Genomic DNA, 11,319 nt, shown 5'->3' with positions numbered 1-11,319 from the left:
CGGGTGGGTCAGCCGAAGGCCAGCACGATGTCCCAGGTCAGGACCATGGCATTGCGCTCCTGCGTGCCGCTGACGTCAATCGGCCTGCGGCCCTGCGGTTCAGGTGGCGCGTCGCCTGAAGTCCCAAATGAAAAAGGCCCCAAGCGGAAAGCCAGGGGCCTTGCTGGTGATGCGTTGAAGACTCAGCGCTTCGGCGAGGTCAGGCGTGCGCCCTGCGGGCGACCACCACCACCGCCACCGCCTTCGCGGCGCGGCTGCTGGCCCTGAGGCGCCGGACGGCGCGGCTGTTGCGCCTGCTGCGACTGGCCGCCACCGCCTTGCGGGCGGCCCTGGCCTTGCCCTTGGCCCTGACGTGCCGGTGCCTGACCGGGATGAGCCGGACGGCCACCACCGCCAGCACCGGGACGACCACCGCCGCCACCAGGACGACCGCCACGGCCACCGCCACCGCCGCCGCCGCCGCCGGGACGGCCACCACGCGTGGTGCCGCCGACGCCGATGGTCATGCGACCCAGCACGATGGGCTCGGCGCGCTCGCTCGGATCGGGTGCAAATCCGGCCACGATTTCCTTGGGGATCTCGCGCTTGATCAGCTTCTCGATGTCGCGCAGGAAGATGTTCTCGTCCACGCAGACCAGGCTGACAGCCTCGCCTTGCGCGCCAGCGCGACCGGTACGGCCGATGCGGTGCACATAGTCTTCGGGCACGTTGGGCAGCTCGAAGTTGACGACGTGTGGCAGTTGGTCGATGTCGATGCCGCGGGCGGCAATGTCGGTCGCGACCAGGCAGGTCAGATCGCCGCTCTTGAAGTCGGCCAGCGCCTTGGTGCGGGCACCCTGGCTCTTGTTGCCGTGGATGGCCATGGCGGAAATGCCCTGGTCATTCAGGAAGTCGGTCAGCCGATTGGCGCCATGCTTCATGCGGGTGAAGACCAGCACCTGCTGCCAGTCGCCCGACTTGATCAGATGGGCCAGCAATTCCTTCTTGCGCTCGCGGCCGACCGGGTGGACCTTCTGCGCAATGGCGTCATTGGTCTGGTTGCGGCGAGCCACCTCGATCAGTGCCGGCTGGTTCAGCAAGCGGTCAGCCAGGTTCTTGATCTCGTCGCTGAAGGTGGCCGAGAACAGCAGGCTCTGCTTCTTGGCAGGCAGCAGTGCCAGCACCTTCTTGATGTCGTGCACGAAGCCCATGTCGAGCATGCGGTCGGCTTCGTCGAGCACCAGGATCTGTACTTGCGAGAGGTCCAGCGTGCCTTGCTGCGCGTGGTCGAGCAGGCGGCCAGGTGTGGCGACGAGGATGTCGACGCCGTCTCGCAGGCGGTTGATCTGCGGCTGCATGCCGACGCCGCCGAACATGACCATGCTCTTCAGCGGCAGGTACTTGCCATAGGTCTTGACGCTCTCCTCGACCTGGGCCGCAAGTTCGCGGGTCGGGGTCAGTACGAGGGCGCGGATCGCGGGCTTGCCGCGCTTGTTGGTGGCGGGCTCGCCGGTGCTCAGGCGATGCAGCATCGGCAAGGTGAAGCCGGCGGTCTTGCCGGTGCCGGTCTGGGCACCTGCAAGCAGGTCGCCGCCTTGAAGGACGGCGGGAATTGCTTGGGCTTGGATTGGGGTCGGGGAGGTGTAGCCGGCGTCGGCAATGGCCTTCAGCAGCGGTGCTGCAAGGCCCAGGGATTCGAAGGTCATTGACTGCTTGGTGAGCACGGTGCCGGTTGAGCATGGCCACACAGCTGTTGCGGCTGTGCCAGTCTTAGGGCCCTGCGAGGCGTGTGCGTTGGCTCAAAAAAATGAAACGCCGCACAAAGACTGTGTTGTGCAGCGTTGGCCGGCATTATAGCGGGCGCTTCATGGAGAAACCGTGACCCAATTCAGCTCAAGCCAGTTGTCGGCACGATGTTGGGCGCTGACCTTGCTGCGCATCGCCCAGGGGGCGGTCTGGCGATGCAAGGGCAGGATGGGCAATGAGTCACGGTATTCACGCAAGGCGGCGCGCAGCAGCTGCTCGCGCTTGACGGGATCGGCTTCGATGCTGGACGCGGCGGCCAGCGAGTCGGCTTTCTCGACCTTCCAGCCGCCGAAATTGGCGTAGCCCACCCCTTGCTCGGCCGGCGAGCGCAGCACCGGGGTCAGCATGGTCTCTGCATCGGTGATGGCGCCACCCCAGCCGTAGAGGAACAAGCTGGTGTCGCCCTTCTCGAGCTTGGGGAAAAGGGTGACGCGCGGCTGCGCGTTGACCCGCACGGTGACCTTGATCTTCTTCCACATGGCGGCAAGGGCCAGGCAGATTTCCTCGTCGTTCACGTAGCGGTTGTTGGGGCAGTCGAGTGTGACTTCGAAACCTTCCGGATAGCCAGCCTCGGCCATCAGCTTCTGTGCGCCTGGCAGATCAAGCGGCAGACGGGCTTCGAGTTGCGGGTCATTGAAACTGCCAAGGGGCGAGGGCGTGAGGCTGCCGGTGGGGGCGCTCTGGCCATTCATCAGCTTGACCTTGATCGCTTCGATGTCGATGGCTTGATAGAGCGCTCGCCGCACTCGCAGGTCCTTGAACGGGTTCTTGTTGCCGGGCACCTTGCCGTAGAGCAGGCGGTCGCGATGCTGGTCCATGCCGATGAAGATCAGTCGGTTTTCCAGACCTTCGAGCAGCTTGATATGGGGCGACTGGCGCAGCTTGGCCAGGTCTCTTGGCGCCGGGTCCAGCACCAGGTCGATCTCGCCAGAGATCAGCGCCGCGTTGCGCGTGGCGTCGTTGGCAATCGGTATCAGATGCGCTTCCTGCACATTGCCGGCGTGCCTGTCCCACCAGGCCGGGTTTCGCTTGAGCGCGGTTTTCATGCCCGGCTGGCGTTCGGCGAGCTGATAGGGGCCGGTGCCGTTGGCATGCATGGCCGTGTAGCTCTCCTCGCGCTCCTTGAAGTTCAAGGGCCGCAGCACCTTGTGTTTCTCGGCCCAGGGCTTGCTCATCATCCACAGTTGCACGAGGTGGTCGAGGAAGAGTGGGTTGGGCTTGTCGAGCTGGAACTCCACCGTCGAGGCATCGAGCTTGCGCGGCTTGCCCACCGGCGCCGCGTAGACGCGGATCAGCGAGTTTGGGTCCATGGCGCGCTGGATCGAGAAGATCACATCGTCGGCCGTGAACGGCGTGCCGTCGTGGAACTTGACGCCCTGGCGCAGCTTCAGGCGCCACAGCAGCGGCGAGACCTGCTTCCACTCGGTAGCCAGGCCGGGCGCTACTTTCAGCTGGCGGTCGCGCTTGACCAGGGTTTCATAGATCTGGCCATTGACCATATTGGTCAGGATCTCGTTCTGCGAATGCGGGTCGAGCGTCTGTACATCGCCCTGGGCGGCCCAGCGCAGCGTCTGGGCACCCGCTGAAGCAAAGAGCGCGAGCAGAACGGTGAAGGCAAAGGTGAAGGGAAGGGCGGTCTTGTTTTTCATGCTTGGCCGCAGTGTAGGTTTCCCCTCATGACCTTTGCAGGCCGGAGGGCTCGCATCGGTAGCAAGGCTGACTGCTCCGGGATGCGACAATGCGCCGTTCAGCGCTTTGCCACCGGCACCGCGCGCGCAGGCCTCGCCTGCAGCATCAAATCCCCCAGCAATTCCAGGAAGCCCCATGGCGCAATATGTCTTCTCGATGAACCGTGTCAACAAGACGGTTCCCCCCAAGCGTCACATCCTCAAGGACATCTCGCTGTCCTTCTTCCCCGGCGCCAAGATCGGCGTGCTGGGCGTGAACGGTTCGGGCAAGTCGACCATCCTGAAGATCATGGCCGGCGTCGACAAGGAATACGAAGGTGAAGCCATCCCGATGCCCGGCATCAAGATCGGCTACCTGGAGCAGGAGCCGCGCCTGAACCCGGAGCAGACGGTGCGCGAAGCCGTTGAAGAGGGCATTGGCGGCGTGCTGGCCGCCAAGAAGCGCCTCGACGAGGTCTATGCCGCCTATGCCGACGAGAACGCCGACTTCGACGCCCTGGCCGCCGAGCAGGGCGAGCTGGAAGCCATCATTGCTGCCGCCGGTTCGGAAAACACCGACCTGCAGCTCGAACTGGCCGCCGACGCGCTGAACCTGCCGCCCTGGGATGCCCAGATCGGCGTGCTCTCCGGTGGTGAAAAGCGCCGCGTTGCGCTGTGCCGCCTGCTGCTGTCCAAGCCCGACATGCTGCTGCTCGACGAACCGACCAACCACTTGGACGCCGAGTCGGTGGAGTGGCTGGAGCAGTTCCTGCAGCGCTTCCCCGGCACCGTGGTGGCCATCACCCACGATCGCTACTTCCTGGACAACGCCGCCGAGTGGATTCTCGAACTCGACCGCGGCCATGGCATCCCCTGGAAGGGCAACTACTCCGAGTGGCTGGACCAGAAGGAAAAGCGCCTGGAGTCGGAGCAGAAGAGCGAAGACGCCCGCATGAAGGCAATGAAGGAAGAACTCAAGTGGGTTCGCTCCAACGCCAAGGGCCGCCAGGCCAAGAGCAAGGCGCGTCTGGCCCGCTTCGAGGAACTGAGCGACGTCGAATATCAGCAGCGCAACGTGACGAACGAAATCTTCATCCCAGTGGCTGAGCGCCTGGGCAATGAAGTGATCGAGTTCGAGAACGTCAGCAAGAGCTTCGGCGACCGCCTGCTTATCGACAACCTGTCATTCAAGGTGCCGGCGGGCGCCATCGTCGGCATCATCGGCCCCAACGGTGCCGGCAAGTCGACGCTGTTCCGCATGCTGCAAGGCGTGGAGCAACCGGACAGCGGCAACGTCAAGATCGGCAAGACCGCCAAGATGGCCTTCGTCGACCAGAGCCGCGCGAGCCTGGAGTCCGACAAGACCGTGTGGCAGGACGTCTCCGGCGGACTGGACAACATCACCGTCGGCAAGTTCGTGATGCCCAGCCGCGCCTACCTCGGCCGCTTCAACTTCAAGGGCAATGACCAGCAGAAGATGGTCGGCCAACTCTCCGGCGGTGAACGTGGCCGTCTGCACCTGGCCAAGACGCTGGCGCAGGGCGGCAACGTCCTGATGCTTGACGAACCCTCGAATGACCTGGACGTCGAAACCCTGCGCGCGCTGGAGGAAGCGCTCCTGGAATTCGCCGGCTCGGCCATGGTCATCTCCCATGACCGCTGGTTCCTGGACCGCATCTGCACCCACATCCTCGCCTGCGAAGGCGATTCGCAGTGGTTCTTCTTCGACGGCAACTTCCATGAATACGAGGCCGACAAGAAGAGGCGCCTGGGCGAAGAAGGCGCACGCCCCAAGCGCATGCGCTTCAAGCCGATCCGCTGATGATCACGGGCCCGCAAGGGCCCGTTTCGCAACTGGCCCCGCACGGACGCTTCTCATGCTTGCCTCTGGGCCGAAGGTGTTCACACATCTTTACCCCTAGGGCATGTCACGGATACGCGCGCTGGCGACCATGCTCACACACCAACCCCTTGTGGAGACCTGTGATGAGCACGATGAACCTGAAGCGATTCGCCCTGGCCGGACTGCTGGGCTTGGCTGCCTTTGCAAGCCAGGCGCAACCGATGGGCCACCATGGACGTGGCGGCCCCGGCGGTCCTGGCGGCATGATGCCGTTCGGTCGCATGGAGCATGTGCTGGAAGCGGTCGACGCCACCGAAGCCCAGCGCACCCAGATCCAGGCCATCATGAAGGCGGCTGCCGCCGATCTGAAGGCCCAGCATGAAGCCGGCCGTGCGCTTCACGAGCGTGGCCTGGCGCTGTTTGCCGCTCCGACCATCGACGCCGCCGCCTTCGAGACGCTGCGCCAGCAAACCCAGGCCCAGCATGACGCCGCCAGCAAGCGCATGACGCAAGCCATGGTCGACGCCGCCCGCGTGCTGACGCCTGAGCAGCGCGCCAAGTTCGCCGAAAAGATGAAGAAGCGCCAGGCGCGCATGGCTGAGCACATGAAGCATGCGCAGCAGGAGCGCGCCGCCAAGCCCAAGCAATAAGCCGGCAAGGACGGGCTATGCTCGAAGCTTTCAAAACCAGCCCCTCGTGGGGTGCCAGCACGGAGCGCCAGCCGTCCCGCGCCGGCGCCCTGTCTGCGACCATGAGTACCAAGCTGCTGCTGATCGATGACGATGCCCGTCTGACTTCCATGGTCGGCGACTACCTGAGCCTTGCCGGATTCGAGGTGGCAGTGGCGGGCTCGCTGGCTGCCGGCCGCGCGGCCTTGCAGGACGCCATGCCCGACCTGCTGGTGCTGGACCTGATGCTGCCCGACGGCGACGGACTGGACTTCTGCCGTGAACTGCGCGCGAGCCAGCGCCTGAAACGCCTGCCGGTGCTGATGCTGTCGGCCCGGGGCGAGCCGATGGACCGCATCCTTGGCCTGGAGCTGGGTGCGGACGACTACCTCCCCAAGCCATTCGAGCCACGCGAGCTGCAGGCGCGCATCAAGGCCTTGTTGCGCCGCGCCGAACCGGGCGCGTCCGACGATGAGGTGATGCGCTTCGGCCGTCTCGAGATCGACATGGCTGCGCGCCTGGCCCGCCTGGACGGCAAGCCTTGCGATCTGACCAGTCACCAGTTCGATCTCCTGGTCGTGCTGGCGCAAAGCCCGGGCCGCGTGCTCTCGCGAGACCAGATCATGGATGCGCTGAAGGGCCATCCGCTCGATGCCTTTGATCGTTCGATTGACGTGCATATCTCGCGCATCCGCGCCTTGATTGAAGATGACCCGAAGGCACCGCGCCGTGTCTTGACGGTGCGCGGGGCCGGCTACGTGTTTGCCCGCAAACAAGACGCTGATGCATAAGAGCCCCTCGCCTGTGAGTACCCAAGCGGCCCCCCGAGGGGACCCCGTCGTGTTTGGTGGGTGCCCCAATCACGACTGTCGCGCTCCAGCTCGGGAGCGGCCCGTCGCTGTTGCAAGTTCAATCGTATGAAGGCGCTTTACCTACGGATTTACCTGACGGTGGTGGTCGTGCTTGCGGCATTCGCCTTCGGCTCGGCCTGGCTGTTCCAGCATCAGATCGAACAGGAGCGCGGAACGGCCGACGCTGCCGCCAGCGAGCGGCTCACGGCGATAGCGTTGCTGATTCATCGCGCATTGCCGGCCGCCAGCACGCCGCGCGAGGAGCAGGCCGCTTCGCTGCGCGAATGGGGCCAGCGACTGCGAATGGCCATTGCACTCGAAGATGCACAAGGCAAGCGAATCGCGGCTTCGGATTCATTCCTGCGTCGTGAGGATGAGCCCGGCGCGCGGCGCCTGGCTGTCGATCTTGAAGACGGCCGCAGCCTGGTGATCATGCGACAGTTTCGCCCGCCGGGTGCCGCTGCCGGCGGCGGACCACAGCAGGGAGCTGGCGCTCGCCAGCCGCCGCCTCGCCGGGACGACGCGCCGCTCAACTTCAACATGCTCAGTCATCGCCTTGGCGGTGAAGCACTGGCGCTGCTGCTGGTGCTTCTTTTCTTCGGAGTCGCAGTTGGAGCCTACCCGGTGGTGCGCCGGCTGACCCGTCGACTCGAAAGCCTGCAGCGCGGCGTGGAGCGCTTTGGCGAGGGCAATCTCAGCCACCGCGTCGATGACGAAGGCAAGGACGAAGTGGCCCGACTGGCGGCCAGCTTCAACCGGGCCGCCGGCCAGATCGAGACGCTGCTGCGGTCGCATCAAAGCCTGCTGGCCAATGCCAGCCACGAGTTGCGCTCGCCATTGGCGCGGCTGAAGATGGCTTTCTCGATGTTCGAGGAAGCCTCGCCAGCTCAGCGAGTGCGTTTGCGCAGCGAGATCGAAACCAATATCGGTGAGCTCGATGCGTTGGTTGAGGAGGTGCTGCTGGCCAGCCGCCTCGAGGGCGGCACGGGCGCGCCGCAGCTGGATCCGGTCGACCTGCTGGGCGTCGCGGCCGAAGAGGCGGCCCAGCTAGGCGTGGAGCTGAACGTCGGCAATGGCATGTCCGATGTTCGCGTGATGGGCGAGGAACGACTGTTGCGCCGCGCCTTGCGCAACCTGCTTGAGAACGCGCGCCGCTATGGCGGCGGCGAAGTGCAGTTGCAGATGCAGCGCGATCTGCGCGAGGTGCAGTTGCGTGTATGCGATCGCGGCCCCGGCGTGCCTGCCGACATGCGCGAGCGCATCTTTGAGCCCTTCTTCCGCATGCCTGGTCATGCCGAGCAGGCGGGCGGTGTAGGCCTGGGGCTCAGCCTGGTCAAACAGATTGCCCAGCGGCACCAAGGCTCGGTGCGTTGCGAAGCACGAGAGGGCGGCGGCAGCTGCTTCGTGCTTGTTCTCCCTTCTCGGCCGGGTTGACCTGGGGTTTTCCATACCCCCTCGAGCGCGGGGGGCGCTGCGCGACTGACGACCTCAAACTGGCTTGTGGCGGGGACACTGCAGATTCTTCGAGGCAGGCCTTCCGCCCGCTTCACCAATCTCTGGAGCGACGTCGTGAAATTCCTCAGGACCGTGCTGGCGGCCACCGCCTTGTGTGCAAGTACTACTTCGGCCCTTGCACTTGACTTTCAACTGAGCTTCATTGCCGGCACCTCATTGCAGGAGCAGCAGTCCTTTATCACGGCTGCGTCGATGTGGTCGGCCAAGTTCTCTGATCCGGTGACCGTCAAGCTGACCGTGGGTACCGGTGCACTCGATGCAGGCGTCCTGGCGCAGGCGGGTTCGCGTCGGTTGGTCGGAAGCTACAGCAGTGTGGCGGCACAGTTGGCGCTGGATGCCACCAGTGCACTGGATGACACGGCAGTTGCCAACCTGACGGCTGGCCCCAGCTTTGGCCTCCTGATGAACCGGACCTCAGACAACCCGAACGGTGCCGGCTCGGCAACGCCATTTGTTGACGCCAACGGCTCGGCCAACAACTCACAGATTCGCCTCACCGCTGCCAATGCACGCGCACTGGGCTACACCTTCGGGGTTGGTGGCGTTTCGGGCGGCTGCACTGATTGCGATGCCTTCATCCAGTTCAGCACCGGCTTCTCGTGGGACCACGATGGTAGCGATGGCATCACGGCCGCTGCCTATGACTTCGTCGGCATCGCCGTTCACGAAATCGGGCACGCGCTCGGGTTTGTCAGTGGGGTCGACACCATGGACGCCAATTCGACTGGAGCATTCGGTTCGAATGCGTTCACCTATGTGTCGCCTTTGGACCTGTTCCGCTGGTCGGATGAGAGTCGTGCGGCCAATGTCAGCGATTGGACTGCCGACAATCGTGACAAGTACTTCAGCGTCGACCGTGGCTTGACAGAAGGCGCCTTGTTCTCGAACGGCGTGACACGCGGTGACGGCCGCCAGGCCAGCCATTGGAAGGACAACCAGGGCATTGGCATCCTGGATCCGACCGCTGCACGTGGCGAGTTCTTGTCGATTTCCGAGAACGACCTGATGGCCCTCGATGCCATTGGCTGGGACCGGGCCGCTGCGGTGCCTATCCCGTCCACCCTGCTGCTGTCGGGTCTGGGCTTGCTGGCGCTGCTGGGCTCGCGTCGCGGGCAACGTCGCGCCTGATTGCTTGGTTGTTTGAGAGCGTCTGCTTTCAGCAAGAGCCGCTTGAGCAATCAAGCGGCTTATTTCTTGCAGCTCAGGCTGATGCTTCCTGCTTGTGCACCCAAGCGAGCACGGTCGTCATGCCACTCGCCGCCAGCACGAGGCCGATGGTGGCTGCAGCCCAGAAGCCTTGAGCGCCGCTGAGGCTCGGCAGCGCGGTGCCGAATGCGAGCCAGTAGCCACCGCCGATGCCCACGCCCCAGATCGCCAGCGCGTAGACGACCATGGGTGCGGTGGCGATGCGGTGCGAGCGCAAGACGAAGGCGGCCACGGTTTGCGCGGCATCGGCCGCATGGAACACCCAGACCCAGACCAGCAGCGGCATTGCAGCCGCAATCACCAATTCGTTGCTGGTGTAGAGCCCCAGCACCGATTCGCGGCACAGGTAGATCAACCCTCCGTTGAAGGTCGAGATCGCCACGGCGGTGATGAGCCCGTGCCAGCCCAGGCGCTTCGCGTCCTGCGGGTCGCGAGCGCCCACGCGCTGCGCCACCAGGGTGGCTGAGGCGTTGGCCATCGCCAGCGGCACCATGAACATCAGCGAGACCAGGTTCATCGCCAGCTGATGGCCAGCAACGGCTGTTGCGCCGAGCCGAGCGATGAAGATGGCCATGAAGGTGAAGCCGCTGACCTCGATCAGGATCGAGCTGCCCATGGGCACGCCCAGCTTGAGCAACTCCTTCTGGGCGGCCCAGCGCGGGCGATGCAGGCCGTGGTCGTCCAGCAGGCCGAACTGGGCGTAGAACCGATCACGCCGCAAGAGCCAGAGTGCGACGAACACCTGCGCCCACAACACCGCTGTGGTGGCTATGCCGCAGCCCGCCACGCCCAGGGCGGGCAAGCCGGCAGCGCCGTGGATCAGAGCGGCCGTCAAGGGCACCTTCAGGACCAGACCGATCAGCTGCAGCACCATCACCATCTTGGGTCGTGAGACGGCCGTATTGAAGCCACGGTAAGCCGTGAACAGCAGGGCGGCGGGCAGCCCCGGCGACAGGGCCTGCAAGTACGAGCGCACTTTGGCCTCGACCTCGGGCGTCACCTGGGCAATCCACAGGAAGGGATCGGGCACCAGCATGATGAGCAGGCCCAGGATCGAGAGCCCCAGCGCGGCCCAGACCGTCTGGTGCAGCTCGTCGCCGGCCTCGCGCAGCCGCCCCGCACCGAAATGTTGGCCGGCCAAGGGCATCACCGCCAGCACCACGCCCATCAGGCCGACGAAGACCGTGGTGTAGACCGCCGCGCCAATTGCCAGCGCGGCCAGGTCGTTGGCCGAGTAGCGAGCGACCAGCACCGTGTCGACCGTCGAAAAGGCCAGCACCGCGGCCTGCCCAATGAAGACCGGCCACGCCAGCGGCAGGATGCGGGCCAGGCTGTGGCGCAGGCCGGTCAAGACGTGACCCCGCCGGGCGAACCCGGGCCTTCGAGCGCACGCTCGGCATAGCGGTTGAAGCGCCAGGCAGTGGCCTCCTGCGTGATGCGCTGCCAGGTCTCGCGTTTCTCCACCGGTGTGAGTACCGGCCAGTTCTGCACCTCGTCGAATGTGCGGCCACAGCCCTTGCACAGTTCGTCGCCCTGGCTGGTCGAGCAGATGGCGATGCAGGGCGCATCGGGCGTACTCTCGTACCAGGTGAGCCAGGCCGCCATTGCGGCTGGTGGCATGGCCTCTTCGTCGCGGCAACGTTGATGGAAGTAGCTCATCTCGCCATAGACCTCGGCCAGCGCGCGCACTTCGCTGCAGGCCTGCACGCCGTCGCTGCTCGGACGGCGCTCACGCCACCAGTTGATGGCGGCTTCGATGTCGGTGAGATGCAGGACGGCCATGG

General features: G+C 65.0%; 9 protein-coding genes. 5 read left to right on the top strand and 4 right to left on the bottom strand.

Annotated features, from left to right (window positions below):
- Positions 1 to 182: 182 nt before the first annotated feature.
- On the bottom strand, positions 183 to 1,685 hold the full coding sequence (locus tag ABT392_RS08990; RefSeq protein WP_334276502.1) for a DEAD/DEAH box helicase: 1,503 nt from the start codon (positions 1,683 to 1,685) through the stop codon (positions 183 to 185).
- A gap of 159 nt (positions 1,686 to 1,844) precedes the next feature.
- Positions 1,845 to 3,434 (bottom strand): ABC transporter substrate-binding protein, encoded by a 1,590-nt coding sequence (locus tag ABT392_RS08985; protein WP_334276503.1) that lies wholly within the window; start codon positions 3,432 to 3,434, stop codon positions 1,845 to 1,847.
- A gap of 175 nt (positions 3,435 to 3,609) precedes the next feature.
- On the opposite strand from ABT392_RS08985, the gene ettA reads away from it, so the two are divergent.
- The 5 genes from ettA to ABT392_RS08960 all read left to right on the top strand — a co-directional run bounded on the left by ettA (position 3,610) and on the right by ABT392_RS08960 (position 9,457).
- On the top strand, positions 3,610 to 5,274 hold the full coding sequence (gene ettA / locus ABT392_RS08980; protein ID WP_334276504.1) for an energy-dependent translational throttle protein EttA: 1,665 nt from the start codon (positions 3,610 to 3,612) through the stop codon (positions 5,272 to 5,274).
- A 164-nt stretch (positions 5,275 to 5,438) separates the two neighbouring features.
- Entirely contained in the window at positions 5,439 to 5,945 is a 507-nt protein-coding gene (locus ABT392_RS08975; protein ID WP_334276505.1) for a Spy/CpxP family protein refolding chaperone, read from the top strand.
- Between the two features lie 101 nt (positions 5,946 to 6,046).
- Positions 6,047 to 6,754, top strand: coding sequence for a response regulator transcription factor (locus ABT392_RS08970; protein ID WP_334276506.1), 708 nt, complete (start codon positions 6,047 to 6,049; stop codon positions 6,752 to 6,754).
- 126 nt (positions 6,755 to 6,880) lie between these two features.
- Positions 6,881 to 8,248, top strand: a complete 1,368-nt coding sequence (locus ABT392_RS08965) for an ATP-binding protein (RefSeq protein ID WP_334276507.1) — start codon at positions 6,881 to 6,883, stop codon at positions 8,246 to 8,248.
- Positions 8,249 to 8,401: 153 nt separating this feature from the next.
- On the top strand, positions 8,402 to 9,457 hold the full coding sequence (locus tag ABT392_RS08960; RefSeq protein ID WP_395385983.1) for an NF038122 family metalloprotease: 1,056 nt from the start codon (positions 8,402 to 8,404) through the stop codon (positions 9,455 to 9,457).
- A gap of 73 nt (positions 9,458 to 9,530) precedes the next feature.
- On the opposite strand, the gene ABT392_RS08955 is transcribed toward ABT392_RS08960, so the two are convergent.
- A complete protein-coding gene (locus ABT392_RS08955) occupies positions 9,531 to 10,886 on the bottom strand; it encodes an MATE family efflux transporter (protein ID WP_334276510.1) in 1,356 nt (451 codons plus the stop codon).
- Positions 10,883 to 11,317 carry a DUF3717 domain-containing protein gene (locus ABT392_RS08950; RefSeq protein WP_334276511.1) on the bottom strand — a complete coding sequence of 145 codons (435 nt, stop codon included), beginning with the start codon at positions 11,315 to 11,317 and terminating at the stop codon, positions 10,883 to 10,885. The genes ABT392_RS08955 and ABT392_RS08950 overlap by 4 nt, the downstream gene beginning before the upstream one ends.
- Positions 11,318 to 11,319: the final 2 nt, after the last annotated feature.

It is taken from the genome of Paucibacter sp. JuS9 (assembly GCF_044043925.2).
In the GTDB taxonomy this organism is placed as follows: Bacteria; Pseudomonadota; Gammaproteobacteria; order Burkholderiales; family Burkholderiaceae_C; genus JAUASW01.
The sequence above is the reverse complement of the archived record's forward strand: the minus strand, read 5'-3'. Positions and strand labels throughout refer to the sequence as shown.

Coding starts and splice junctions, on each gene's coding strand:
- ABT392_RS08990 (WP_334276502.1), bottom strand. CDS start 1,685: ATGACCTTCGAATCCCTGGGCCTTGCAGCACCGCTGCTGAAGGCCATT.
- ABT392_RS08985 (WP_334276503.1), bottom strand. CDS start 3,434: ATGAAAAACAAGACCGCCCTTCCCTTCACCTTTGCCTTCACCGTTCTG.
- ettA (WP_334276504.1), top strand. CDS start 3,610: ATGGCGCAATATGTCTTCTCGATGAACCGTGTCAACAAGACGGTTCCC.
- ABT392_RS08975 (WP_334276505.1), top strand. CDS start 5,439: ATGAGCACGATGAACCTGAAGCGATTCGCCCTGGCCGGACTGCTGGGC.
- ABT392_RS08970 (WP_334276506.1), top strand. CDS start 6,047: ATGAGTACCAAGCTGCTGCTGATCGATGACGATGCCCGTCTGACTTCC.
- ABT392_RS08965 (WP_334276507.1), top strand. CDS start 6,881: ATGAAGGCGCTTTACCTACGGATTTACCTGACGGTGGTGGTCGTGCTT.
- ABT392_RS08950 (WP_334276511.1), bottom strand. CDS start 11,317: ATGGCCGTCCTGCATCTCACCGACATCGAAGCCGCCATCAACTGGTGG.